The 26,250-nt window shown below is 41.6% G+C and carries 22 protein-coding genes; 20 read left to right on the top strand and 2 right to left on the bottom strand.

What is annotated here, in order from left to right:
* Window positions 1-59: 59 nt before the first annotated feature.
* The 8 genes from rpoN to ACHAL6_RS01630 all read left to right on the top strand — a co-directional run bounded on the left by rpoN (window position 60) and on the right by ACHAL6_RS01630 (window position 10,334).
* On the top strand, window positions 60-1,418 hold the full coding sequence (rpoN, locus tag ACHAL6_RS01665; RefSeq protein ID WP_395268401.1) for an RNA polymerase factor sigma-54: 1,359 nt from the start codon (window positions 60-62) through the stop codon (window positions 1,416-1,418).
* 163 nt (window positions 1,419-1,581) lie between these two features.
* Entirely contained in the window at window positions 1,582-2,835 is a 1,254-nt protein-coding gene (locus ACHAL6_RS01660) for a four-carbon acid sugar kinase family protein (RefSeq protein WP_395268400.1), read from the top strand.
* 17 nt (window positions 2,836-2,852) lie between these two features.
* Window positions 2,853-3,602, top strand: a complete 750-nt coding sequence (locus tag ACHAL6_RS01655) for a DeoR/GlpR family DNA-binding transcription regulator (protein WP_395268399.1) — start codon at window positions 2,853-2,855, stop codon at window positions 3,600-3,602.
* A 94-nt stretch (window positions 3,603-3,696) separates the two neighbouring features.
* On the top strand, window positions 3,697-4,743 hold the full coding sequence (pdxA, locus tag ACHAL6_RS01650) for a 4-hydroxythreonine-4-phosphate dehydrogenase PdxA (protein WP_395268397.1): 1,047 nt from the start codon (window positions 3,697-3,699) through the stop codon (window positions 4,741-4,743).
* Between the two features lie 35 nt (window positions 4,744-4,778).
* Entirely contained in the window at window positions 4,779-6,668 is a 1,890-nt protein-coding gene (locus tag ACHAL6_RS01645; protein ID WP_395268396.1) for a sigma 54-interacting transcriptional regulator, read from the top strand.
* A 211-nt stretch (window positions 6,669-6,879) separates the two neighbouring features.
* Complete coding sequence (locus ACHAL6_RS01640; protein WP_395268395.1) at window positions 6,880-7,836, top strand: 2-keto-3-deoxygluconate permease; 957 nt, start codon at window positions 6,880-6,882, stop codon at window positions 7,834-7,836.
* 28 nt (window positions 7,837-7,864) lie between these two features.
* Complete coding sequence (gene larA / locus ACHAL6_RS01635; protein ID WP_395268394.1) at window positions 7,865-9,139, top strand: nickel-dependent lactate racemase; 1,275 nt, start codon at window positions 7,865-7,867, stop codon at window positions 9,137-9,139.
* Between the two features lie 70 nt (window positions 9,140-9,209).
* Window positions 9,210-10,334, top strand: coding sequence for a glycerate kinase (locus tag ACHAL6_RS01630; RefSeq protein WP_395268393.1), 1,125 nt, complete (start codon window positions 9,210-9,212; stop codon window positions 10,332-10,334).
* 460 nt (window positions 10,335-10,794) lie between these two features.
* On the opposite strand, the gene ACHAL6_RS01625 is transcribed toward ACHAL6_RS01630, so the two are convergent.
* A complete protein-coding gene (locus ACHAL6_RS01625) occupies window positions 10,795-12,036 on the bottom strand; it encodes a glucose-6-phosphate isomerase (protein ID WP_395268392.1) in 1,242 nt (413 codons plus the stop codon).
* A complete protein-coding gene (locus ACHAL6_RS01620) occupies window positions 12,029-13,075 on the bottom strand; it encodes a LacI family DNA-binding transcriptional regulator (RefSeq protein ID WP_395268391.1) in 1,047 nt (348 codons plus the stop codon). Before ACHAL6_RS01620 ends, ACHAL6_RS01625 begins: the two co-directional genes overlap by 8 nt.
* Window positions 13,076-13,224: 149 nt before the next feature.
* On the opposite strand from ACHAL6_RS01620, the gene ACHAL6_RS01615 reads away from it, so the two are divergent.
* From ACHAL6_RS01615 to larE, 12 genes are all read left to right on the top strand, one after another.
* Window positions 13,225-14,385: a diphosphate--fructose-6-phosphate 1-phosphotransferase gene (locus tag ACHAL6_RS01615; protein ID WP_395268390.1), complete on the top strand. Its 1,161-nt coding sequence runs from the start codon at window positions 13,225-13,227 to the stop codon at window positions 14,383-14,385.
* 15 nt (window positions 14,386-14,400) lie between these two features.
* Window positions 14,401-15,240 (top strand): triose-phosphate isomerase family protein, encoded by an 840-nt coding sequence (locus ACHAL6_RS01610; RefSeq protein ID WP_395268389.1) that lies wholly within the window; start codon window positions 14,401-14,403, stop codon window positions 15,238-15,240.
* A 21-nt stretch (window positions 15,241-15,261) separates the two neighbouring features.
* Window positions 15,262-16,710 (top strand): lactate racemase domain-containing protein, encoded by a 1,449-nt coding sequence (locus ACHAL6_RS01605; protein WP_395268388.1) that lies wholly within the window; start codon window positions 15,262-15,264, stop codon window positions 16,708-16,710.
* Between the two features lie 196 nt (window positions 16,711-16,906).
* Complete coding sequence (locus tag ACHAL6_RS01600) at window positions 16,907-17,749, top strand: ABC transporter permease (RefSeq protein ID WP_395268387.1); 843 nt, start codon at window positions 16,907-16,909, stop codon at window positions 17,747-17,749.
* On the top strand, window positions 17,725-18,516 hold the full coding sequence (locus ACHAL6_RS01595; protein ID WP_395268386.1) for an ABC transporter ATP-binding protein: 792 nt from the start codon (window positions 17,725-17,727) through the stop codon (window positions 18,514-18,516). The genes ACHAL6_RS01600 and ACHAL6_RS01595 overlap by 25 nt, the downstream gene beginning before the upstream one ends.
* 19 nt (window positions 18,517-18,535) lie before the next feature.
* Entirely contained in the window at window positions 18,536-19,582 is a 1,047-nt protein-coding gene (locus tag ACHAL6_RS01590; RefSeq protein ID WP_395268385.1) for an aliphatic sulfonate ABC transporter substrate-binding protein, read from the top strand.
* A gap of 749 nt (window positions 19,583-20,331) precedes the next feature.
* Window positions 20,332-21,150: a sensor histidine kinase gene (locus ACHAL6_RS01585; RefSeq protein ID WP_395268384.1), complete on the top strand. Its 819-nt coding sequence runs from the start codon at window positions 20,332-20,334 to the stop codon at window positions 21,148-21,150.
* Between the two features lie 30 nt (window positions 21,151-21,180).
* A complete protein-coding gene (locus ACHAL6_RS01580; RefSeq protein WP_395268383.1) occupies window positions 21,181-21,852 on the top strand; it encodes a response regulator in 672 nt (223 codons plus the stop codon).
* 32 nt (window positions 21,853-21,884) lie between these two features.
* Complete coding sequence (locus ACHAL6_RS01575; protein WP_395268382.1) at window positions 21,885-22,700, top strand: glucosamine-6-phosphate isomerase; 816 nt, start codon at window positions 21,885-21,887, stop codon at window positions 22,698-22,700.
* Window positions 22,701-22,725: 25 nt separating this feature from the next.
* Window positions 22,726-23,886 (top strand): N-acetylglucosamine-6-phosphate deacetylase, encoded by a 1,161-nt coding sequence (nagA, locus tag ACHAL6_RS01570; protein WP_395268381.1) that lies wholly within the window; start codon window positions 22,726-22,728, stop codon window positions 23,884-23,886.
* Window positions 23,887-23,889: 3 nt separating this feature from the next.
* Window positions 23,890-25,035 carry a ketose-bisphosphate aldolase gene (locus tag ACHAL6_RS01565; protein WP_395268380.1) on the top strand — a complete coding sequence of 382 codons (1,146 nt, stop codon included), beginning with the start codon at window positions 23,890-23,892 and terminating at the stop codon, window positions 25,033-25,035.
* A 385-nt stretch (window positions 25,036-25,420) separates the two neighbouring features.
* A complete protein-coding gene (larE, locus tag ACHAL6_RS01560) occupies window positions 25,421-26,245 on the top strand; it encodes an ATP-dependent sacrificial sulfur transferase LarE (RefSeq protein WP_395268379.1) in 825 nt (274 codons plus the stop codon).
* The last annotated feature ends 5 nt before the right edge of the window (window positions 26,246-26,250 follow it).

The raw sequence follows: 26,250 nt of genomic DNA, 5'->3' as shown, positions 1-26,250 counted from the left end.
TGAATAAATGAAACTGAACAGAAATTATGATATCATAGGTGAGAAAAGCGAGGTGAGTCATGGAACATAATCATTTTCAAAATCAGAGTACGGAACAGAAGAATATTTTATCTCAGGATATGCAGTTGCATATGAAAATACTGCAGATGTCTACTATGGAACTTTCAGAATATATTCGTGAAGAATTCACGAGTAATCCTGCGCTTGAAATGGATGAGACATCAATGGGTGAGCTTTCCAGCATAGATTGGGATAAAATGAAAGCCCTTGCGAAAACTGAAGAAAATAAAGTGGAACGAAGCACTGGTGTGGCTTCATCTGATGATTATGTTTCGCCATTCGAATTCATTAGCAAAGAGAAGACGCTGACGGATTATCTTATCGAGCAGATCGGTATGATGAATCTGTCAGAGGAAGAAGTGAAGGTATGTGAGTTCATAATCTTTTCCTTGGACAAGAGAGGATATTTCTCAGATTCGGTAAAGGAATCCAGTGAAATACTAGGTGTGGATACAGCAATCCTTGAAAGAGGACTGGATATAGTGCGGAACCTGGAGCCTTCAGGGATCGGGTGGCCTGATATCTATGAGACACTTCTTTTTCAGCTGAAGAAGAAAGACCTGCTTACGACGAATCACATGGAGATAATCAGAAATCATCTGCCTGAAGTAGCCATTGGCAATTTCAGGAAAATTGAAACGAGTATGGGATTATCTCAAGAGGAAATCGCAAGGATTGTTGAAGACATCAGGGAAACTGAACCTGTTCCATCAAGAGGATTTGCTGATAATAATACAAGAAGTCATGTTATACCGGATTTAAGAATACAGATTGTTGGTGAGGAACTCCAGATCACCATGAGTGCGATGAAGCTGCCGAAGATTCGGGTCAGTGAGGTGACCAGAGAATTATCAAAAGAAGGAAATCCGGAACTCGAAGCATATTTAAGTATAAAACTCCAGGAAGCGATGAAGCTGCTTAAGAGCATCGATATGAGAAAAAGTACGCTTGAGAGAGTGACAGAAGCGGTTATGAAGCATCAGAAAAAGTATCTTTTGGGGAAAAGCGCTTTCCTGAATCCGTTGTCCATGAAGACCGTGGCAGAAGAACTTGAAGTACACGAATCAACAGTAAGTCGCACAGTAAGAGAAAAATATCTTTGTACACCAAGAGGAACAATTGCGCTTAAAAGTCTCTTTTCCGCTTCCCATTCATCAAATGGAGATGAACTTTCACCCGATTACATTAAGAATCTTATTGGGCAGATCATCGAGATGGAAGATAAGCTGCATCCCTTTTCCGATCAGAAGATCGCGGAAGAACTGATGAAAAAAGATGTGGAGATTTCCAGAAGAACTGTGGCGAAATATCGTGAATCGGAAGGTATCCCTTCTACAAAAATCAGAAAGAGAAGGTAACTGCATAGTTGAAAGAGACAATACAAGGAGGGAACTGCATGTAGATTATGGCTGTTCTCTTTTTTTGTGGTATTGACAACGTTCTCAGGTAGTTGATATAATTAGTCAAAATGTATTCAAAAATTGAATATATTTTGACTAGGTTATGTAAAGGGGAGAAACGATGAAATTAGCTATAATAGCAGATGACTTTACAGGGTCCAACGATACCGGGGTTCAGTTTGCGAAGAAAAAAATGAGTACAATTGTTACTACAAAAACCGAAGATATACCAGAAGACCTTATGCTCAAGGAAGTGCTGGTAGTGGATACGGAGAGTCGTTTTGATGACGAAAAAACAGCGTATGATAAAGTTTATCAGGTTACAGAGGAATTGAAGAAAATGGGAGAGTGTATTTTCTACAAGAAAATTGACTCCACGTTCAGAGGCAATATTGGAGCAGAGATAGCAGCATGCCTTGATGCATCCGGGAAGAATGTGGTCTACATGGTTCCGGCACTGCCTTCCAATGGAAGAACCTCCAGAGAAGGCATGGTCTATGTCAATGGCGTACCTCTTCATGAGACGGAAGTGGCTAAGGATCCCAAAACATCGGTGACGCAGTCGTCCATTGCAGAAATCATTGCCAATCAGACGGACAAGAAGACGGTGCTGATACCTAAAAGTGGTCCTTATGAAAAGGAAGCCCTGCTCGCATCCATCCGCAAGGCAAGAAAAGAAGAGGCGCAGATCATCCTCTTCGATGCGGAGAATACGGAAGATCTGAAGGTGTGCGCGGAAGTGATCAGCTCTCTGGAAGCAGATTATATTCTTTCTGGAACGGCGGGTCTTGCAGAGTTCATACCTGATGCTTTTGGGTTTCAGAGAAAGACAGGAGTACTGTCCATCATAGGCAGTGTGAGTGATGTCACAAGAAATCAGATCGAATATGCAAAAGAGAGATTACCTCTGCATGTGATTCACTACAAAGTGGATATGATGTTTGACGAAGCGAACAAGCGGAAGATTGCAGATGATGTCACTGGTCTATTAGAAAAAGGCAATGATGTGGCCTTATATACAGCGGAAAATCGTGATGTCATCGATCAGACAATCAATTACGCGGAAACAAGAGGGATGAGTCATTTCGAAATAAGCGATTTCATAGCAAAATCACTAGGTGAAATAACGGGTCATCTGATGCGCAGCAGTAAGGAGAATCTTTCAGGCGTATATATCACAGGTGGCGATACACTTATAAAGATTGCAAAAGAACTTGATATCAGTGGAATGATCATTAAAGATGAAGTGCTTCCTGCAATTCCTATTGGAAGATTCATCAGTGAGGAGTTTGAAGATATCGACATAGTGACGAAGGCTGGCGCTTTCGGTAAAGAGGATGCCTTGTATCATATTCTGCAGGCACTGAAAAAATAAAAAGGTGGTGCATCAGAATGAGAAAAATAAAGGAACTCGAACTCTATATTTTTGAAAATCAGAGTGTATCTCCAAAGGAACTCATGGAGAAATTCAATCTTTCAGAAAGTACGGTGCGCAGATATATCAGTGAACTTATGAATATGGGCAGCATCAGAAAAGGTTATGGAGTAATCTACGCAAATACAAAGGATCAGCTCCTGACTTTCAAGGCAAGAATGAACATACAGGCTGAAGGAAAAAGGAAGATTTCAAGAATGGCGTCAGAATTCATCAATGAGGGAGATGTTGTTTTTGTCGATTCAGGCTCCACACACATGTTTCTTCCAGAAGCTATAAAAAGCAAGAAGGACATCACAGTATTCACAAACAACATCATGTTCTCCATGAAGATGGCAAATACTGCAGAACATGTGAAGGTTGTTCTTATACCCGGTAGTGTGAACAAAAACACTTTGTCGCTCACTGGAGAAACCTCCCTTGCTTTCCTTGATGCTTATCATTTCGACAAAGGATTTTTTACAGCAAGTGGCGTTACCATGACAACCGGGTACTCCAACAGAACCTTGCCGGAGAAAGATATTAAATCATTTCTGATGAGAAGGATCGATGAGAAATTCATGCTGGTTGATGATTCCAAGTTCGGTCTGTCCTTTCCGTTCTCATTTGGCAAAATTCCGGACTTTCACAGGATTCTGACAAATGAAAAGCCGGACCAGAGTTTTCTTGATGGACTAAAGGAGCAGAATGTGGAGATTCTCTGGTAGAAAATGCAGGGAATGAACTGGATGATGTACAGCTGAAAACAGAAGAAAAAATAAGTTGCGGCTCGGTGGACTGCTGAACCGAAAGGAGTAGGAAATGAATCAATTACCAATACTTGGAATTACTATGGGGGATGTATCAGGAATAGGACCTGAGATTGTGGTGAAAGCCCTGAACCGCAAGGAGGTCTATGAAGCATGCAGGCCCCTGGTTGTAGGGAATAGCGACATTGTGGAACGCGCGGTTCTGCTTATCGGTAATCCTCTGAAGATCAACAGAATTGAAAATGTGGAAGAGGCGAAATTCGTACATGGAACCATAGATGTATTCCATAGAACAGAGCTTGCCCTTGAAGATGTACCTTACGGAAAGGTGAGTACAACAGGTGGGAAAGCGGCATTTGAGGCCATTGAAAAAGTCATTGAACTGGCCATGGATAATCAGATCGATGCCACCATCACAGGTCCGCTGAACAAGGAAGCGCTCAACAAGGCAGGCTACCATTATAACGGGCATACTGAGATCTATGCGGAACTCACAGGGACAAGAAGCTACAGCATGATGCTAGCCCATGAAAAATTCCGGGTTGTGCATGTATCAACTCATGTATCTCTCAGAAAAGCGTGTGATCTTGTTAAAAAGGAACGTGTTCTTGAAGTTATTGAAATCGCACAGAAGGCATGTCTCAGTCTTGGCATAGAGAATCCGAGAATCGCGGTGGCGGGTCTTAACCCTCACTCAGGAGAAGGGGGGCTCTTTGGTGAAGAGGAGATTCAAGAAATTATTCCTGCCATTGTAGAAGCGAAGGCAAAGGGGCTTTCTGTAGAGGGACCCGTACCTCCTGATACAGTTTTCTCAAAAGCCATAGGGGGTCAGTACGACATCGTTGTTGCCATGTATCATGACCAGGGGCATATCCCGATGAAGGTTGTGGGTTTTCAGATGGATCAGGCCACAGGGAACTGGAAAGCTGTCAACGGCGTGAACGTCACGCTGGGGCTGCCCATCATCAGAAGCTCCGTTGATCATGGCACCGCATTCGACCAGGCAGGAAAAGGAACCGCTTCGGAAGAGAGTATGCTCAATGCCATCTCGTACGGAATTGAGCTGGCCAAAGCGAGAATGGGTCAGAAAAACAGGTAGAAGAGAGCTGAAGTCTGCTTATAAAGGAGGCAAAAATGAAGGATATTGTAGTATTAGCCCCCATACAGGATGTATACGACAAGACAGCTGAAATCATCAGTGAACAGGGATACAGCAATGTGGACGTGGTGCTTGGGACCATGAGCAAAGGTCTTGAAATCGCAAAACAGCTCGAGAAAGAAGGCGTCAAGATCATTGTTGCCCGCGGTGGAACCTATAAACTGGTGAAGTCGCAGCTGAAGATTCCTGTGGTTGAAATCAAGGTCAGTGCCTATGATATTGTGAACTCCTTTGACCAGATCAAGGATCCCAATGAGGTCATCGGTCTTGTTGGATATTCCAATGTGGTATTCGGGTTTAATGTACTGAAAAAGATCATCCCCAACGAGGTCCAGATGATTCTTCTCAATAGCGAGTCGGAGATTCCTGACATCATCGAAGAATACAAAGGAAAAGGAATCCGTACCTTCGTCGGAGATTCCAATGCGGCCAAAGTGGTTCAGGGACTCAACTGCAGAGGTATCATGATTTCCTCTCAGAAGGAATCCATACAAGTGGCGATACAGGAAGCAAGAAGAATTCTTTCAGCGATAAAACATGAAAAGCATATGACGGAACATCTTCGTGCAGTGATGAATTTTGTGGGAGATGGAATTATTTCCATCGACCATAAGGATCGTATTACGCATTTCAATCAGACGGCAGAAAATATTCTCAAGATCCCTGCAGCAGAGTCCATTGGAAGAAAAATCCATGAGGTTTTCACAAATCCCAGAATCCATGAGATGCTCCAATCGAAGAAGAAATATGTGGGTGAAATGGTCAGTGAAGGAAGGCTCAAGCTTTCATTTAATCAGATTCCACTTCTTGAAAGCGAGGGCGTGAACGGAACGGTCATCACTTTTCAGGAGATTCAGGAAATTCAGAGAATGGAATTCAATATCCGTAAATCCATAGCAAAAAAAGGATTTGTAGCGAAATACGACTTCGGGAAAATCATACACAAAAGTGCTGAGATGAAAGACAGTATTGAAACAGCCAGGGAATATGCGCTTTATGATGCGCCTGTTCATATTTTCGGTGAATCCGGCACAGGCAAGGAGCTGTTTGCTCAGAGTATTCATAATGCGAGCAAGAGAAGGGACGGTGCATTTCTTGCGGTGAACTGTGCGGCTTTACCGGCAAATCTCATTGAAAGTGAATTTTTCGGCTATGAGGAAGGTGCTTTCACGGGAGCCAAGAAGAGCGGAAAGCCAGGGATTTTTGAACTGGCACATAACGGCACGCTATTCCTAGATGAAATCAGTGAAATCCCCATGGAACTCCAGGGAAGACTGCTAAGGGTCCTGCAGGAAAAGGAAGTCAGACGTGTAGGAGGCAACAAGGTGATACCTGTTGATGTGAGGATCATTACAGCATCAAACAGAAAACTTCAGGATATGGTCGAGAAGGACCTTTTCCGGAAAGACCTGTATTACCGTATTAATGTCCTGGCACTGCGCATCCCAACACTGAAGGAACGTACAGAAGATATTGTGCTTCTGGCAGAACACTTTATTGACAAGTTCTCCAGGCTTTATGGGAAGAAGAAACTGGAGGTCACTGAACCTTTGAAGCAGGCACTGCTTACACGTGAATTTGAGGGCAATATCCGTGAGCTGGAAAATCTCATGGAAAGATCAGTTATTGTATCTTCATTTGATCAACTGCTTCAAGAGAGAGAAGCAGCTTCTCCGCAGGCTGAAAAACTGAAAAGAATGGAGCCTGGTGAAGAGATTAAAGAGATACCGGAAAACAGCACACTGAAAAATCTGGAAGACTGGTATATTCAGAAAGTTTTTCATGAGAATGAACAGAATGTGCAGAAGACCTGCGATATTCTAGGAATCAGCAGATCCACATTATGGAGGAAACTGCAGAAGTAGAGCGGATGTTTCACATTGAAACGTTGTTTCACATTGAAACATATATACGTTTCAATGTGAAAAACCGCGGCAATACTGTTGATAAACTGATAATTTCAGCATACTATAATCTAAATATTATCAGAAATTTATATATTCGTGCATTTTTAAACATTGGCACGGGAATTGCTATTATATTAGTGCAATCATTTACAATAAAAGGAGGAAAAACATGAACATTCTACAAATGGTCAAAAAAGTACCCGGAGGCCTGATGGTTATTCCACTACTTCTTGGTGCAGCAATCAACACATTCTTTCCACAGGTTCTTGAAATCGGGGGATTCACTACACACTTATGGAAAACAGGCGCACTTCCTATTCTTGCAGTATTCCTTTTTGCCAATGGAGCACAGATCAGCGTAAAGCAGGCTGGTATGCCATTATATAAAGGAGCGATGCTGACACTAGTCAAGTTCCTTATCGGTGCTGGTGTTGGTGTAATTGTAAACAGAATATGGGGACCAGCAGGTGTCCTGGGACTGTCACCACTTGTTCTCATCGCGGCACTTACAAACTCCAATGGTGGACTGTATGCGGCTTTAGCAGGTGAATACGGTGATTCCACAGACGTTGGTGCTGTATCCATTCTATCCATCAATGACGGACCGTTCTTCACTATGCTCGCATTCGGTGCAACAGGAATCGCAGAAATTCCTTTCATTGCTCTGGTAGCAACAATAGTACCTATTCTTGCAGGTTTCATTTTAGGTAATATGGATGAAGAAATCAGAAAGTTCCTCGCTCCAGCAACTGTCATCATGATTCCATTCTTTGCTTTCCCACTGGGTTCAGCACTGAACTTCAGACAGCTGATTGAAGCAGGTGGCCCTGGTATTCTTCTTGGTTTACTTGTAACTGCGCTGACAGGTTTCGGTGGCTACTTCCTGTTCAAGGCTATGAAAGTCCAGAATCCGCAGATTGGTGCTGCTATCGGTACATCTGCCGGAAACTCAGTTGCTACACCTGCAGCTCTTGCAGCAGTAGATCCTAGTCTTGTAAATATCGCAGCAACCGCTACAGCTCAGATTGCCGCTGCCATCATTGTAACAGCAATTCTAGCACCACTTCTTGTTTCATGGCTCGATAAGAGAGAAAAAGCAAAGAAGAAAGTAGAAGCTGCAGCTTAGAAGATCGTTTTTCAATAGGAGGAGACAAATGACAAAGATTGTATTGCCATACGGCAAGGAAACCTTAAACGCAGAAATTCCAGATGAGAGAATAAGTGCGGTTATGGTTTCTGAAATGCATCATTATGTACCAGAGAAGAGTCAGGTGGAACTTGTGAAAGAAGCACTTGAAAATCCGATCGGTACACCGAAACTGCGTGATATGGCTAAAGGAAAGAACAAAGTAACCATCATCGCCAGCGATCACACTAGACCTGTACCAAGCAAGATCATCATGCCGCTGATGCTGGAAGAAATCAGAACAGGAAATCCTGAAGCGGAAATCACGATTCTGATCTCAACAGGCTGTCACAGAGGAACCACAAAGGATGAACTGGTTTCAAAGTTCGGTCCTGAAATCGTGGAAAGTGAAAACATCTACGTGCACGACTGTGACGATGAAAGCATGCTGACGGATATCGGTATACTGCCATCAGGTGGAAGAATGATACTGAATAAAATCGCGCTGGAAGCGGATCTTCTGGTTTCAGAAGGATTCATCGAACCTCATTTCTTCGCCGGATATTCAGGGGGACGAAAGAGTGTGCTTCCTGGTGTGGCAAGCAGAAAGACAGTCATGTATAATCACAATGCTACATTCATAGACAGTGAAAGATCAAGAACAGGCATCATCGAAGGGAATCCGATCCATAAGGATATGCTGTATGCTGCAAGAGCAGCAAGACTGGACTTCATCTGCAACGTGGTGATCAACTCCGACAAGGAAGTCATCTATGCGGTGGCAGGAGATGCGGATCTTGCACATACTGACGGAAGAAACTTCCTGAACAGCAAGTGTAAAGTGGATGCAGTACCATCTGATATCGTCATCACGACCAATGGTGGATATCCACTGGATCAGAACATCTATCAGGCGGTAAAGTGCATGACAGCAGCGGAAGCTACCATGAATCCAGGAGGTGTCATGATCATTGGCGCAAAATCCAATGATGGCCATGGTGGAGAACAGTTCTACAAAACCTTCAAAGAAGAGCAGGATGTAGAAAAGATGATGAACGAATTCCTTGCAACACCAAGTGAGGATACGATTCCGGATCAGTGGCAGTCACAGATTTTCGCCAGAATCCTGAAAAACTACAAAGTAATCTATATTTCAGATGCAGAGGATCAGATTGTAGAAGATCTTCATATGACACCAGCGCATTCCATAGAGGAAGCTCTGGAGAAGGCAGAAGAAATGCTGGGCAATAAGGATGCGAAAATTGCTGTAATTCCAGATGGTGTATCTGTAATCGTACTATAGAAGTATTGATCGCATGACTGAGCAGTAAGATTTGGTCATGCGATCTTATTTTAGGGCTATGGAGGGTAAAATGAAGAAATTTATATTGATACCGGATTCATTCAAGGGCACCATGTCATCGACGGAAATCTGCGAAACATTGGAAAGCACAATCCGTAAGCACTTCAGTGATGCGGAAATAGTATCCATTCCTGTGGCAGATGGTGGAGAAGGAAGCGTAGACTGCTTTCTTACAGCCCTGACCGGAGAAAAAGTGGAAATGAGCGTGAAAGGTCCCTTCCTGGATGAGACAAGTGCATACTACGGACTCATTGATGAAGGAAAAACCGCTGTCATCGAAATGGCTGCGGCTGCAGGTCTGCCTCTGGTGGAAGACCGAAAGGATCCCAGAAAGACAACAACTTATGGAGTTGGTGAACTGATGCTTCATGCTGCGAAGCAGGGCGTTGAAAAAATCGTGGTTGGTCTTGGCGGAAGCAGCACCAATGATGGTGGATGCGGCGCAGCAGCAGCTGTGGGTGTGAAGTTCTATAATGCAGCAGGTGAATCCTTTGTGCCTGCTGGAGCGACACTGAAAGATATCGACAGAATCAGTCTGGATGGTCTGGATGATGCATTTAAGAACGTGGAAGTTGTAACCATGTGTGATATTGATAATCCCATGTATGGACCTCATGGAGCAGCTCATGTCTTCGGGCCACAAAAGGGTGCGGATAAAGAAATGGTGCTGGAGCTTGATAAGGGTGTAAAACATCTGGCGGAAGTCATCAAAAGAGATCTGGGTAAGGATCTTGCTGAAATGCCTGGTACAGGAGCAGCTGGTGCCATGGGTGCCGGTATGGTGGCGTTCTTCAACTCTAAGCTGCAGATGGGGATAGAAACTGTACTTGATACAGTGGAGTTTGAAAACATTATTTCAGATGCGGATTACATCTTCACCGGGGAAGGGAAGATTGACAGCCAGAGTCTGAGAGGCAAAGTGGTTATCGGCGTAGCAAAGAGAGCGAAGAAACAGAACAAGCCGGTCATAGTCATCGCTGGCGGTGCAGAAGAGAACCTGGAAGAAGCCTATGAAAATGGTGTGACTTCCATATTCACCATCAATCGGCTGCCTGAACCACTTGAAATCAGTAAACATAAGAGCAGAGTAAATCTGGAAGCCACTGCGGATAACATCCTGAGACTGCTGATATAATCCCTGAAGCTTTTTTCTATAAAAAAAGTTTCTGTGCACAACTCAGTAAATCACATGAACAAGGATTTCATTTCGAAGATCAAAATGATAAGGTGTATTACGAAAATCGATAATACATGAAATCAGCATTCTGAAATGGAATCTTCCGTATCATAAAATAGAATAAGCCCCTGGGCGAACCCTGAAAAATGCATGGTTTCATGTGTCTTTCAGGGTTCGATTTGTTAGAGACGATAGACACATGTATATCATCGTGTGAATTCTAGAATGTTGAATTTCACACAAGGTACATGCAATTATCATGGAGCTAAATCGATTGATATCTTTCTTTAATATTAGTATAAAGAAACCTGAACTATATTCTGATCAATATAGTTCAGGTATGGTATATTGCATCTAAAAAACTGGCCATGAAGCCAGTTATGCTAGAGTTACGTTAATTTTTCAATGAAATTCAGATTTATTTGCCCAGGTTATGGAACATATATTTCTTGTAATTTTCCACTCCAGGCTGGTCAAATGGATTAATTTTGAGAAGCCTTCCAGATAAATAGACACTGGTTTCAAAGAAGAAAAAGAGCTGTCCAAGATGATATGCATCAATTTTTGGCAGGCTGATGATTACTTCTGGAATGCCTTCTTCATGATGCGCTTTTATTGTCGCTTCATAGGCAGCTTCATTGATCTGAGTCAACGATTTACCGTTCAAATAATCAAAACCGTCACTGATACAATCAGAGAAGTGATGAAGATTGCTTTCAGGATTTTCTACATGTATGAATGTTTCAAATATTATTTTTCTGCCATCTTGAACATACTGTCCTATGGAGTGAAGGTCTTCGCTGTATGTGGAAGCTACTGGATATAAGCCTTTATTCTCTTTTCCTTCACTTTCTGCAAAAAGCTGAATCCACCACTTACTGAAGAACTCTAAACGAGGCTCAAAGGAGGCAAGCATTTCTATGGCATAATTCTTCTGGTATAGCAGATGCCTTGTGGCAGCATATAGAACAGATTTATTCTTATCAGGATCTGATAGTTCGGTCTTCATGTCCTTAGCACCGTCAACCATAGCTCTGATATCAATCCCTGCAAAGGCCATGGGAAAGAGTCCGACGTCACTTAAGACTGAGAAACGACCTCCGATATCTTCAGGAAATGTGAGGAAGGTGAACTGATGTCTTTTACATAAATCATGAAGCTGACTTCCGGGTGTCCCGGTCACATAGACTCTCTTGTTATAATCCTTCCCGTATCGTTCCTTCAGAAAATGCCTGAAGAGCCTGAAGGAAAGGCCGGGTTCCAGTGTTTCGAAGTTCTTGGCTATGACGTTTATGTAAACTGATTTTCCAGATAGGCTTTCGAATAGCTTATTGTAGTAATCTGCTGATAGGTTGTTTCCTGCATAGATGACCTGCCTTTTGCATTTCAGAGCATGGATAGCAGCACGTGCGCCGTTATTTGAACCACCAACACCTATGAGAACCAGAACAGCATCTTCTTCTTTTATGTTGTTGGTCAGATTTAGAAGATTAGCTATGGAGAAATCAGATGCCCATTTCTGAGGGTCTAACCAGCCTAAGGAATCCTGATATTCATTGGATTTAATGATTTCGTTATAAACCAGAGTGGCTTCGTGAAAGGCCTTGTTGAAATCCTCAGTGCTATACGCACCAGATGGAATTGATTTGATTTTAAACATAATGATCTCCTTTAGTTTTTGATGAATAGGTGCTTGTGCTATCTCTTACAATGAGGTTGAATGGTAATTCTATTTTCATAGGAAGGTAATTTCCTTCTTCCATACGATCAAGAAGAAGCTTCGCTGCGACTTTCCCCATTTCCTCTAGCGGAATCTGGATTGTCGTAAGACTCGGAGAAATCAGCTGGGCTGTTTCAATATCATCAATGCCGATGACAGAGATATCCTGCGGAATCAGTAGTCCGTATTCATTCAGGGCTTTGATGACGCCGATGGCTGTGAGATCGTTTGCGCAAAAAAAGGCTGTTGCGTTGCTGGAAGAGGATTCCAGCATTCTTTTTGCTGCTGTATACCCATTGTCAGCTGAGAGTTTCGTCATGAAAATATTTATTGGATCAGGTGAAAGATCGAGTTCCACCAACGCATCGTAGTAGCCTTTATATCGGGTTTCATTCGACTTTTCACCTATGTAACCGATGTTTCTATGGCCAAGGCTATACAAGTAATGCACAGCTGTCATGGCGGCCTGGTAGCCATCCACTATAACCTGATCATATAGAGGGCTGATGCCATTTAATCCCGCATAGACCATATGTCTGCATTCCTTTTGGATGAGATCATAGTAATTTTTATCCAGACGTCCTAAAACAAAAACACCATCAAGATGAGAATCACGCAGAAGGCCTTTGACTTTATTCTCATCACTGACTTCAGAGGAAGTGAAGGAGTATTTCATGGTATACCCTTTTTTTATCACTTCTTTCTCAATAGAGCGGGCAAGAATAGAAAAAAACGGATCATTGTCAGAGGATGAGACTCTTCCAAAAATACAACCCAGTATTTTTGAAGAGGATACTGAAAGTGGTTTCTGACGGAGGTTTTGGGCAAACTTATTAGGGGTATACCCGATTTCACGTGCGATTTTAAAAATGTTTTCCTGTACTTCTTTACTTGCAGCTTTAGTGCTTTTTCCGTTGATGACTCTTGAGACGGTGGAGACTGAGACGCCTGCCTTTTCAGCAATTATTTTTAATGTCATGAAACACAACTCCTTACTTGATTTAATCATAATCGAGCCAAGTGAATAATACAAATGGTTTACGCAAACGTTTGAGTGGGTTTATTGATGAAATCAGATGCAAACGTGTTAGTATCAGGATATAGAATTAAGTCTGAAGGGGGCTATGTATGAAGAATAATATGGTCATTATTCATGGAGGCGGACCTACTGCTGTCATCAACGCATCTCTATACGGTATCATTAAAGAGGCGAAGATGCACGATGAGATCGGGAAGGTTTTCGGTGTCATTGGAGGAACTGAGGGCGTGCTTCATGAAGATTTCAAAGAAATCGGTCAAATCAGTCAGGAAGAAATGGAGCTCCTACTGAAAACACCCGGAAGTGCAATAGGCTCATCTAGATATCCAGTCACAGATGAAGATTATAGAAAGATGAAGGATATATTCTTGAAGCATAATGTGCGATATGTGCTGCTAAATGGTGGAAATGGGACGATGGATGCCTGCGGTAAAATTCAGAAAGCCTGTGAAGGTGAGGAGATTTTTGTGGTTGGTATTCCTAAAACCATAGACAATGATATCAGTTCGATTGATCATGCGCCTGGTTTTGCAAGTGCGGCGAAATACATCGCTGAAATTACTGCTGAAGTGGGACAGGATGTGAAATCACTTCCCATCCATGTATGTATTATTGAATCCATGGGAAGAAATGCAGGATGGATTACAGCAGCTAGTGCTGCAGCAAGAGAAAAAGATGGGGATGCACCACATATGATTCTAGTGCCTGAAAGAAGCTTCAATCAGGAAGCATTCCTTAAACGAGTGAAAGAGCTGTATGAGGAAAAAGGCGGAGTGGTAGTTGTAGTAAGTGAAGGACTTAATGATGAGCATGGAGAGTCCATCGTCCCCCCTGTCTTTAAAACAGGAAGATCTGTTTATTACGGAGATGTTAGTGCATATCTTGCGAATCTGGTGATCAGGGAACTGGGCATTAAAGCAAGAAATGAAAAACCTGGAATACTTGGTAGAGCCTCCATTTCTCACCAGTCATCCATAGATCGGGATGAAGCGGTTCTTGTAGGGCGCAAAGCTGTTCAGGCAGCTGTGAAAGAACATACAGGAGTCATGATTGGCCTGACAAGAAAAGAAGGAGAAGAATACGAAGTGGAAACACCGCTGATTCCTATAGACCAGGTGATGCTTTATGAAAGAAAACTTCCTGATGAATATATTAGTGAGGATGGATTTGATATAACAAAAAAATACTTGAACTGGCTTAAACCCCTGCTTGGAGAGGAAATCCCTGACTTTATCAATTTCAGGGAGTAAGAAAGGAGAATAAAAATGGGAAAGAAATATATCTACGTGAACTTAAAGAGGTTTGACATTCCCAAAGAGTCTGGTGGAATTAATGCGATGGCGCCTGTTGAAAAGTGGGGTAGTCATATCGTGGAGAACATAGTGGATGAACTCAAGAGGTATCCGAAAGACAACTATGAATTTGCAGTCTTTTTTCCTGAAGCACATCTGATCTCCGCTGTAGCGAGTAATGGTGAGAGTTCCAATCTGCATATCGGATGTCAGAGTGTTTACCGAGATGATGTGACTGAAGGTGGAAACTTTGGTGCATTCACAACCAATAGAACAGCAAAATCCATGAAGGCTATGGGCGTAACCAGCACAATCATCGGGCACTGTGAAGAGAGGAATGATAAGAAAGGTATTCTGAAAATAGCTGGAGTGGATGACATGAGCTCAGTGAATATTCTTCTTAATCAGGAAATCATTGCAGCGCAAAAGGCAGGGCTTAAAGTGCTTTACTGCATTGGGGAAACAAGTGAAGAACAGCCCAGATGGAAAGAGGTTTTAAAAGAGCAAGTTGAAATAGGACTGAAAAATGTTGATAAAGATCAGATTGTAATCGCATATGAACCGGTCTGGGCCATCGGGCCTGGCAAGACTCCTCCAGGGGCAGAATATATTTCAGAGATTTCTTCCTTCATTAAAGAAGTTTCAGGGAATATGCCTGTGGTCTATGGTGGAGGACTAAAATCAGATAATGCTGCAATGCTAGCCTCCATTGATTCCATCGACGGAGGGCTCATTGCTCTGACAAGATTCACTGGAGATATTGGATTTTATCCGGATGAATATCTTGAAATATTATCTTTATACACAAAATAAAATGAAAAGGACGGTACAAAAATGAAAGTAGCATTTGAATATGGTCATGGTCTCATAGAGGCGACACTCCCAGAAGATACGGATGTTTTTATTCCAGGAGAAACGGTGAAGGATCCGGATTATATCCCAGAGGATAGAATTGAGGAAGAAACACTGAAGTCCCTAAGAAATCCAATGGGTATGGAACCCTTGTCCAGTTTGGGAAAAAAAGGATCTAAGGTTACAATCATCTTTCCAGATCGAGTGAAAGGTGGAGAACAGGAAACTTCACACAGAAAGGTATCTATTAAACTGATTCTGAAAGAACTATATGCAGCTGGTGTGGAAAAGAAGGATATTCTTCTGATCTGTTCCAATGGACTACATAGAAAGAACACGAAAGAAGAGATTTATGGCGTTCTAGGCGAAGAATTGTTTAATGAGTTCTGGTATGATAATCAGATTATAAATCATGATAGTGAAGACTATGAGCATCTGATTGACTTAGGAAAAACCAGCCAGGGTGATCCTGTAATTATGAATAAATATGTCTACGATGCAGATATTGCTATTTTGATCGGGCATGCACAGGGAAATCCCTATGGAGGATATTCAGGTGGCTACAAGCATTGTTCCACAGGGATTACTCATTGGAGATCCATTGCATCTCATCATGTACCCCAGGTGATGCATCGAAGTGATTTTACCCCAGTGAACAGCCATTCGCTTATGAGAAGAAAATTTGATGAGATTGGTCAGCATATGGAAGAGAAGATGAATAAGAAATTCTTCTGCTGCGATGCTGTTCTGGATAGTAAATCAAGGCAGATTGCAATCTATAGTGGCTATGCAGGAGAAATGCAGAAGGCATCATGGCAGATTGCTGATGAAAGGACTTATGTGCCTTATGCCAAGGAAAAATATGATGTGATGATATTTGGCATGCCGCAGTTCTTTCATTATGGAGATGGAATGGGAACAAATCCTATTATGATGATGCAGGCAATTTCTGCACAGGTAGTCAGACATAAAAGGGTCATGAAGGATAACTGCGTCATAATATGTGCATCAACTTGCGATGGTAATTTTCATGAGGATTTATGGCCATACACCCGTGAGATGTATGATTTGTTTCAGAAGTATGGCAACACACTTCCTGATATAAATCGGTTTGGTGAGTATTTTGCCACAAATGAAGAATACATCAGAAAGTACAGATATGCCAATGCATTTCATCCGTTTCACGGATTTTCAATGATTTCCAGTGCTCATATTGCAGAAATGAATACTGCAGCTATTTATATAGTGGGGGGACAAGCCCCAGGCTTTGCAAGAGGTATGGGGATGAAAACTAGAAATACCATTGAGGAAGCGCTTACAGATGCGAAGAAAAAGTTTGTGGGTCAGAATCCGAAGATACTCGCATTACCTAAGACGTTTAAAAGCAGCGCAGTACATCTTGGCATGATCAGCGGAATTGAAGACAAATAAAATCTTATAAGAAAGATAGAGCGAAGGAAAGCATCTTCCTTCGCTCTATCTTTTCTCTGTTACGCACATGAAAGAGGAGAATGAGGAATTATTTGTTAAAGTAATAACAAAGGTATGATAAAACATCATACTTACCGATGTAAAGGTTTCCCCATATAATGAACGTATAAACGATTTCATTAAAGGGGGAATTAGAATGATTGATAGTGGAGCGGAGAGGCCCGCTAAGTTATTAGTTAAGAAACAGAAAAAAGAAAAAAGAAAAGAAGATAGCCTGATCAATAAAATTCCGACAAGAGCGTGGGTATTTATTTCTTTTCTAACAGCAATGATTGTGTGGTATTTATTATCCATTAATCCTCAAACAAGTAGAAGTTTTCCTAATGTTGTACTGGTAGTGGAGTCTATCAAGGTTATGATTGATCGAGGTGCATTTTTCATGGATATCCAGAGCAGTCTGATATCAGTAAGTGCCGGGTTCGTTTTAGGATTCATTATTGCTTTGCCTGTGGCCATACTCATGGCTTGGTATCGACCAGTAAGATATATCGTTGAACCCTGGATTCAGTTCATTAGAAATATTCCTCCACTGGCTTATGTGCCACTTGTAGTGATTTCAGCAGGTGTAGGGCGAAAACCTCAAATCATCGTCATCACAATTGCCACTTTTCTAGTAATGACCATTACAATATATCAGGGTGTATTAAATGTGGATGAAACGCTCATTAAGGCTGCACGAGTACTTGGAGCAAATGACAAAGACATCTTTATTAAAGTAATAGCTCCAGCTACGCTACCTTTCATCATAACTGCAATCAGGCTAGGTGCGTCTGTAGCCTTGACAACACTGATTGCTGCAGAATCAACTGGAGCGACTGCAGGGCTTGGTATGAGAATAAGAGCGCTTAACAACTCCTTTGACTCGCCTCCCATGCTGCTCTATATCATTGTCATAGGAATAATAGGAATCACTTTGGAAAAAGGCATTAAGTTACTTGAAAGGAGACTCACGGGATGGCAGGAGAAGAGAGAAATATAAAACTTTCGATTAAAGATCTGAAAAAGGTATTTAATACGAGAAATGGAGAGCTTATAGCACTGAATGGAATAAATCTGGATATCTATGATAATGAGTTCATCTGTGTTGTAGGACCATCCGGATGCGGAAAATCCACATTGCTCAACATCATCGCGGGACTTAGCAAACCAAGCTCAGGTAATGTATACTGTGATGGGAAAGAGGTTCATGGAACTGGTACAGAGCGAGGAGTCGTATTTCAGCAGTACGCGCTCTTTCCATGGCTTACAGTTCAGCAGAATGTGGAGTTTGGGTTAAGACTTCAGAACAAGCAGAAAAGTGAAATCAAGAAAATCGCAGACTACTATATAGATATGGTAGAACTTAGTCACTTCCGAGATCACTACCCCAAAGAACTTTCTGGTGGTATGAAACAGAGAGTTGCTATAGCAAGGGCCTACGCGAATAACCCCGAAGTACTGCTGATGGATGAGCCCTTCGGGGCATTGGATGCTCAGACGAGAACACAGCTTCAAAGTGAGCTTCTCGATACATGGCAGAAAGAACAGAAAACATGCTTTTTCATTACGCATGATGTTGAGGAAGCGATCATACTCGCAACAAAAGTCATCATCATGAGTGCTCGTCCTGGTAGAATAAAGGAAATTGTCGATGTGAACATTCCGTATCCCAGGACTCAGGAAACAAGGCTTACAAAGGAGTTCCTTGATATCAAGAATCATGTCTGGTCACAGGTATACAAGGAATACCTTGAGATAAGAAAATAAAAGTTACTAGGAGGAAAAAATGAAGAAAATTATTTCAATGTTGATGGCAGTCTCACTATCTATGATGGTATTTGCAGGATGTTCCAGTGAACCAAATGAAGAAACACCCAATACACCAGATGATCCAGGGGTTGAAACCCCAGAGGAAGAACCAGTAGAGCTGAAGAAACTATCGATTGCCTACATGCCCAATTACGCCAGCTTAAATACAGTAGTAGCAGGAATGAGAATGGGTTATTTTGAAGAACAGGGCTTTGATATTGAACTTGTGGAATTTGCGGATGGTCCTACTATTATTGCAGCGATGGAATCAGGCAGTATTGATTTAGGTTATATTGGGCCTGGCGCACATAAACTGGCAATTGAAGGTAGAACCAAGATTTTCGCAATCTCCCATTTTGGAAATGCGGATGAAGTGATTGCAAATACGGATAAGGGGATAAAGACTATCGAAGACCTTAAAGGAAAGACCATTGCAATGGCTTCTGGTACAACCAGTGAAATGATTCTTGACATGACACTGAAAGATGCAGGTCTGACTAAGGATGATGTAGTCATCATGGATATGGATCCATCTGCCATTGTTACAGCTATGATTTCAGGATCTGTGGATGCAGCTGCAACATGGTCACCAAATACGTTTACAATAAAAGAAGACATGGGCGATAAGGCAATGATGCTCACCAACAATGCAACATATGTTGAAACACTTCCATCCATTGCATCCTGGATTGTAAACCCAGGATATGCAGAAGAGAATGCAGATACCGTTTTAAAGTTCACAAAAGCACTTTACAAGGCAATGGATTACAGAACTGAGAATGTGGAAGAAGTATGTAAATGGGTTGCAGAGGAAGCGAAACTGGATGAAGCTAGTGTTCTTGACCAGCGAGGAGATGGAGAATGGATCACTTCTGAATGGTTGAAGGAATCTCTGGATAATGGAAGACTGGTTAGTGTGTATCAGGCACAGCAGGATAATTTCATTGAGAGCGGTGCAGTTGAAACTGAAGCTCCAGTTAAAGACTACGTTATGCTTGATAATATGCAGGAAGCGTTTGAATAATGTTATAATCAACTAGAATATGAATAAGGGTTTCATCTTGTGATGATAACCCTTTTCGACTAGAGAGGACAATTAAGATGTTAATTTTATTCACGTTGTTTTTAAGTGTTGCGGTAGCATTGATTCTGCTTATAAGAAGGAACAGAGAGACAGTATATCTTCTTTTGCTCTGCCTTTCTCTTGCTCTATTTCTCTTTGGCATCATGCTCTACATCGCCAAGAAGGGTGGGATAAACAGGGAATTGCAGAACTTTCTCTTCCTTTCGGATGGGATCAAACATCGGCTTCAGTATTTCCTAATCACCTTGGATTGGCTGGGGATAATCATTGCACTAGGGAGAAGCCTGTTTCCGGCTGTACTAATGCTCATTGCTTTAGAATTTTCGATGATTCAATTCATACGAAATAATTACAAGCTGAAGATAGTATCCCTTATCTTGCCTGTAATCACACTCATCGGATATCACCCGAAATTATTCAAGTATTTGTCTGGAGAATTTCTCTATTATCAAAAACTGATTGTAACAGGCTCATATATTTGGATAATCGGATACATCATTGTGGCTGTGTCGATTCTCGTTTATGAGTATAAGTCATATAAGTTCAAGTTTTGGAAACGCTATCTGTTATACATCACAATTTTTATAGCGTCTCTTAGTGTCATCTTCAGTATATATGCCAAGCAGGATCCAAGTCAGGTATATTATTTTAACAGAGAGAATTATCTGTATTTGGGTGGAATATATTACATGAATTCCGCATTGTCTGTGGAAGCGTATCTCTTCATTGTCATTGTGAATGTGACCTTTGCGGTAATAGGGCTGTTCAGTTTTGTCCAATATACAAGAAGCAGGATCAGAAACAACAGAGAAGCTCTGCTGATGAAGCAGAGCTATGATATGGCCAGCATCGGCGCTTCCGCTTTTGTTCATAGCACGAAAAATCAGTTGCTTTCAAACCAGATTCTTTACAGAAGAATGAAGAACAATATTGAATCTGGTGAAGTGGATCTGGATAAATTGTCCGATAGCCTCGAAACGATCAACACGATCAATGAGAATCTGCTCCACAGGATTGAAGAGCTGCATAAGTCCGTCAAAACAAGGGCAATTCAGATGGTACCAACAGATTCGAGTACACTCTTTGATAAGGCGCTCAGCCTTTTCAGTGAAAAATATGCACAACATTGTGTTGAGGTGGAAGGTGATAAGATCGATCTTCTGCTGGATACCAATTCCTTTACAGAAGTTCTTTATAATTTATTATCTAATGCCCAGGATGCAGTCAATCTCAAACATAAGGACAGCGGAAAAGGCAGAATTACATTGAAAAGTTACCAGGAGAGAATCTATTCCGTGATAGAAATCAGCGATAATGGAATGGGTATGACTTTAGAGCAGAAGAACAGACTTTTCGAGCCTTTCTATAGTAACAAGAACTCGAATTTCAACTGGGGAATGGGACTTCATTATTCATTGGAAATTGTGAAAGCACATTATGGAACAATCAGATTTGATACAGTCGAGGGTGAAGGTACAACATTTTATGTTCTGCTTCCCCGTTATTAAGACGGAGAAATGAGAGGGGGAGGTTTGAAGTTGAAGAAGAGAATCATCATTACAGACGATTTTCCTCTACTTGTGGAAGATCTGGCAGAATTTATTAATAATCAGCCTGATATGGAAGTTGTCGAGACAGCCTATAGTGCTGAGGAAATACTTAGTATTTATGAGAATGTGGAATATGACCTGATTCTTCTGGATATCGAAATGGAAACCATCAATGCAGGACTTATGGCTGCTGAAACAATAAAATCAAATCACAAGAATGCGAAAATCATTTTCCTGACAGCACATGAAACACAGCAGTTCATCCTGACAGCTATGGCATTGGGTGCCACAGATTATATTGTCAAAGGGACCTCTTATGATGATATTGCTGTGCATATAAGAAATGTATTCAGAGGACAACCGGTACTGGAATCCAAAGTTCAGGAAATCATCATGAAGGAATATAAAAGATTAAAGAAAACGGAAAGCAGTCTTATGGACTTTATGCATACAGTATCATTATTGACTCCAGCTGAACGAGAGTTGATTAAGCTGCTTTTGAGGGGATATAAAGTTGCTGAAATTGCAAGAGAAAGAAGTGTGGAGCTTGTTACAGTGAAAACGCAGATTAAGAATCTTCTACGTAAATTCAATGTATCAAGAAGCAAAGAAATCGTTAAAGTCATAAACGAACTGAATTTAAGTCAACTCTTTCAGTAAATTGCAGGAATTATAAAGGAGTGTTGAAAGATATGAACGATATGAGTTATATAAATTACGGAAAAGAAAAACTACTAGCTGCACCAAAAATCCCACTTATTGTCATGGAAACCGATAAGGATATATTTAAGGCCATGGCTGATGAGATGGTAGAAATCATCAATAGAAATAATGATTCAGGTACCCCTTCGGTATTTATAGTTCCAGTAGGTCCTACAGGACAGTATCCTTATTTTGTGGAACGAATCAACAGAGAACAGATTTCGCTCAAGGATACCTGGTTTATTAATATGGATGAGTATCTTACAGAAGATGATGAATGGATTTCTGAGGATCATTTCATGAGTTTCAGAGGATTCATGAATAGGGAAGTATATGGAAAAATCAGCAAAGAGCTTCTCATGGATGAGAAGCAGAGAGTGTTTCCAGATCCAAGGGACCTGGGAAATGTCGAGAGGGTAATTGATCAACTGGGTAAGATTGATGCTGTGTTTGGTGGAATCGGAATCAATGGTCATGTTGCATTTAATGAAGCGGATCCTCTGATGACTGAAGAGGAGTTTATGAATCTTCCAACTAGAGTCACGGATATCTCACTGGAAACCCGCGTAGTGAATTCGCTAGACACAATGCATGGTGCTTTTTATGCAATGCCAAAGAGATGCGTAACCGTAGGATTCAAAGATATGCTTAGGGCGGATGCTATCCGACTAGGTGTATTCAGGCCATGGCACAAATCTGTGATCAGAACAGCCGCTTATGGAGAGAAAGGGTCATGGTTCCCAGTATCGATTCTCAGAAGTCATAAAGATATCAGCATAAGACTTCCGGAATCCGTTGCTTTATAGAAGAGGTGTAGATATGAAAACTTTGTTGATCAAGAATGCAAAGATACTAATAGACAGCAGAATAATTGATGGGGAACTCCTCATAGAAAATGGAATCATCACCAGCATTACTGAGGGTGAGAGCACTAAAGTAGCAGATGAAGTCTACGATGCAGAAGGGAATTATCTGCTTCCAGGATTCATTGATATCCATACTCACGGTGCAGTGATGATAGATGTGAATAAAGCGGATGAGAAGGGATTTGAGAAGATCTCTCAGTTTTTCTCCTCTCAGGGCACCACATCCTGGCTGGCTTCTATTCTGACGGATACCAGAGAACAGACACACTGGAGCATACAAAAGATCAGGAATTATAAAGAAGAGAAAAGAAAAGGTGCAGAACTCATCGGTATACATCTGGAAGGACCATTTTTAGCCGAAGAATACAAAGGGGCTATGCCACTGCATCTATTGAAGAACCCTGATGTGGAGCTGTTGAAAGAATATCAGGAAGCATCTGGCAATCTGGTTAGATATATGACTATTTCTCCTGAGCTACCAGATGCGCTTGAGGTTATTGAAGAAGGAACGAATTTAGGGATTGTTATGAGTATGGGCCACTCAGGTGCTGACTATGATAGAAGTATGCAAGCTATTGAAAAGGGAATCAGATCCTCAACACATACATTCAATGCAATGAAACTAATGCATCAGCATTTTCCTGCAATTATGGGGGCTTCTCTGGAATCGGATGTTTACTGTGAGGCTATATGCGATGGTCGACATCTGCACCCAGGCGTTGTAAGGCTTCTACTGAAAACCAAAGGTTGGGATAAAGTGGTTGCAATCACGGACTCCATAATGGCGGCAGGGCTGCCAGATGGACAATATACACTTGGCGTAAATGACATTGTCGTTACGGAAGGAGATGCTAAACTCACTGATGGTGTGACACGAGCAGGAAGCACTCTGACAATGATTCAGGCACTTAAGAACATTATGGCCTATACAGGAAGAGATTTGACAGAAGTTTCCAAACTCCTTTCTGAAAATCCTGCAAAACTGATCGGGGTCTTTGAGAGGAAAGGTTCCATAGATCTTGGAAAAGATGCTGATTTGATCATCATCAGCCCCCAAACAGATGTTATTGATACCTTCGTTGGAGGTATACTACAGAAATACGAAATAGAAGATGAAAAGAGGTAAAATATGCCAGTAATACCAATTAAACCAATCTTAGATACTGCGGATAAATACCATTATGGACAAGGTGCATTTAACGTAAACAGCGTGTCTCAAATCAAAGCAGCGATAGAAATCCATGAAATTTTAAGATCTCCCGCAATTATACAAGGCGCAGAACTTGCCAACGGATTCATGGGAGGAAGGGTGGATTTCAAGAACTCCACCATCGATGATATCAGACGAGGAGCCAGGAATATTGGTGAAGCTGTATGGAAATATGCAGAACATGCTAAAATTCCGGTTGTTCTTCACTTAGACCATGGAACCAATCTGGAAGTGGTGAAAGCCTGCATCGATGGAGGATATACTTCCGTTATGATTGACGGTTCATCTAAGAGTTTTGAAGAAAATATGGAAATTACAAGAGAAGTTGTTAAATATGCGCATGCAAGGGGGGTTTCTGTTGAAGGAGAACTAGGTGTCCTTGCAGGCGTGGAAGATCATGTGTTTTCAAGTCAGTCCACCTATACAAATCCACTGGATGCGCTGGAATTCATAAAGAAAACAGGGGTCGACTCTCTCGCTATTTCCTATGGTACCATGCACGGTCCAAACAAAGGTAAGAATGTGAAACTCAGAAGAGAGATTCTTATTGCAATAAAAGAGATTCTAAGACTGGAAGGTTTGCAGTGCTCCATGGTCTCCCATGGATCATCGACCATCCCGAGATATCTGGTTGAGGATCTGAAAGTGCTGGGATCAAACATGCCAGATGCAGAAGGCATCTCTGTTCATGAAATACAGAAAGCGATTCGATCAGGAATCGCAAAAATTAATGTGGATACAGATATCCGTATGGCGGTAACCAGGAATATGAGGGAGTATTTCAATCTTCACGAAGATAAGCAAAAGTCATTTTCAATAGGTGGTGTGTATAAGGATCTGAAAAATCATCCTGATGTGGTAGATCCTAGACAGGTTTTCGGAAGTATTATGGATAGCGTAATGACAGGCACCATGTCAGATAGTGATGTAGCAGATCTGAATAAAGAAGTGGAGAAGGGAGTCATGGAGATCCTAGCCCAACTTATCACTTCATTCGGTTCTGCAGGTAAGATGAATCTTGTGGAATGCAAGTCGCTGGAAAACATGAAAAAAATATACATATAATAGCATGTGACAACCTTTAGTATTTCAAAGAAAAGCACTGAAAATTCACAGAAATGCATGGTAGAATTGCAATTTGTGAAGGACATAGGGTGCATAAGAAATCTGCTCCTTGAATTACACAAACGTTAGCATAAAAGTATAAATTTCAAATGACAATGCTTTTTGAGTAAGGTATACTATAATGGAGTGAAAAAATTCCAACAAAGTGCAAGAATCCTTGACACAAAGCAATCAGAAGTTTGCTTATTCATACGGAGTTATAGATCATTACAACTTTTTCATAGTGGCTAAGATCAACTGGGACGAACCCGGAAAAACGCAGATTTAATGCGTCTTTTCGAGTTCGTTTATTTTTTTGAAAACTTGCAGATAAACGGGAGGGAATATGAAGAACGAACAATTGAGAAGAAGTATAGCAAAGAAAGTGGAAGAAGGTGCCTGTGTGGCGTTTTCTGGTGGTGTAGACAGTAGTCTCATCCTGAAGATTGCTGTGGAGGAGGCGGTGAAGATCGGCAAGAAGGTACATGCGGTGACCTTTGAGACGAAGCTTCATCCTGTATCTGATGTGACCATATCGGAAAGGGTAGCCAAGGAAATGGGTGCAGTGCACACGGTCATGACTGTGGATGAGTTTCAGGATGAAGAGATCATGAAGAATCCGGTTAACCGGTGTTATCTGTGCAAAAGACTTCTTTTCACCACATTGAGAGAATTTGCTGCAAAAGAGGGTCTCATACATATCATGGATGGGACCAATGCGGATGACCACGGCACCTACAGACCTGGTATCAAAGCACTGGAGGAACTTTCCATATCCAGTCCTCTGGCTGAATATGGTTTCACCAAGGAAGAAGTAAGGGAACTGGCTTCAGAGCTTGGAATATCAGTCTCCAGAAGACCTTCGGCACCATGTCTAGCCACCAGGCTTCCCTATGGAACACAGATTGACTTCAGTCTGCTCAAGCGCATTGAGCAAGGTGAAGAATTCATTCAATCTATGGGGTTTGGAGTAATGAGATTACGGGTTCATGGCGATATTGCACGAATAGAGATCCCGACTGATGAATTTACAGAGTTCATCAGTAAAAAGGAAGAAATCAGTGATGGACTGAAATCGTTAGGATTTCACTACATCACACTGGACTTGGAAGGTTTCAGAAGCGGAAGCATGGATCTTCATCTTAAGAATAATGAAACAGGGAAGGAATAAAGAAA

Origin of the sequence: Proteiniclasticum sp. C24MP (assembly GCF_043951855.1) — a bacterium.
In the GTDB taxonomy this organism is placed as follows: domain Bacteria; phylum Bacillota; class Clostridia; order Clostridiales; family Clostridiaceae; genus Proteiniclasticum.
The sequence above is the reverse complement of the archived record's forward strand: the minus strand, read 5'-3'. Positions and strand labels throughout refer to the sequence as shown.

Bases quoted from the DNA above. Each gene is read 5' to 3' on its own strand.
- ACHAL6_RS01655 (WP_395268399.1), top strand. From the start codon at position 2,853: ATGAGAAAAATAAAGGAACTCGAACTCTATATTTTTGAAAATCAGAGT.
- ACHAL6_RS01585 (WP_395268384.1), top strand. From the start codon at position 20,332: ATGAATTCCGCATTGTCTGTGGAAGCGTATCTCTTCATTGTCATTGTG.
- pdxA (WP_395268397.1), top strand. From the start codon at position 3,697: ATGAATCAATTACCAATACTTGGAATTACTATGGGGGATGTATCAGGA.
- ACHAL6_RS01595 (WP_395268386.1), top strand. From the start codon at position 17,725: ATGGCAGGAGAAGAGAGAAATATAAAACTTTCGATTAAAGATCTGAAA.
- ACHAL6_RS01615 (WP_395268390.1), top strand. From the start codon at position 13,225: ATGAAGAATAATATGGTCATTATTCATGGAGGCGGACCTACTGCTGTC.
- ACHAL6_RS01645 (WP_395268396.1), top strand. From the start codon at position 4,779: ATGAAGGATATTGTAGTATTAGCCCCCATACAGGATGTATACGACAAG.
- ACHAL6_RS01590 (WP_395268385.1), top strand. From the start codon at position 18,536: ATGAAGAAAATTATTTCAATGTTGATGGCAGTCTCACTATCTATGATG.
- ACHAL6_RS01620 (WP_395268391.1), bottom strand. From the start codon at position 13,075: ATGACATTAAAAATAATTGCTGAAAAGGCAGGCGTCTCAGTCTCCACC.
- larA (WP_395268394.1), top strand. From the start codon at position 7,865: ATGACAAAGATTGTATTGCCATACGGCAAGGAAACCTTAAACGCAGAA.
- ACHAL6_RS01630 (WP_395268393.1), top strand. From the start codon at position 9,210: ATGAAGAAATTTATATTGATACCGGATTCATTCAAGGGCACCATGTCA.
- ACHAL6_RS01600 (WP_395268387.1), top strand. From the start codon at position 16,907: ATGATTGATAGTGGAGCGGAGAGGCCCGCTAAGTTATTAGTTAAGAAA.
- ACHAL6_RS01610 (WP_395268389.1), top strand. From the start codon at position 14,401: ATGGGAAAGAAATATATCTACGTGAACTTAAAGAGGTTTGACATTCCC.
- ACHAL6_RS01575 (WP_395268382.1), top strand. From the start codon at position 21,885: ATGAACGATATGAGTTATATAAATTACGGAAAAGAAAAACTACTAGCT.
- larE (WP_395268379.1), top strand. From the start codon at position 25,421: ATGAAGAACGAACAATTGAGAAGAAGTATAGCAAAGAAAGTGGAAGAA.
- ACHAL6_RS01605 (WP_395268388.1), top strand. From the start codon at position 15,262: ATGAAAGTAGCATTTGAATATGGTCATGGTCTCATAGAGGCGACACTC.
- rpoN (WP_395268401.1), top strand. From the start codon at position 60: ATGGAACATAATCATTTTCAAAATCAGAGTACGGAACAGAAGAATATT.
- ACHAL6_RS01565 (WP_395268380.1), top strand. From the start codon at position 23,890: ATGCCAGTAATACCAATTAAACCAATCTTAGATACTGCGGATAAATAC.
- ACHAL6_RS01625 (WP_395268392.1), bottom strand. From the start codon at position 12,036: ATGTTTAAAATCAAATCAATTCCATCTGGTGCGTATAGCACTGAGGAT.
- ACHAL6_RS01660 (WP_395268400.1), top strand. From the start codon at position 1,582: ATGAAATTAGCTATAATAGCAGATGACTTTACAGGGTCCAACGATACC.
- ACHAL6_RS01640 (WP_395268395.1), top strand. From the start codon at position 6,880: ATGAACATTCTACAAATGGTCAAAAAAGTACCCGGAGGCCTGATGGTT.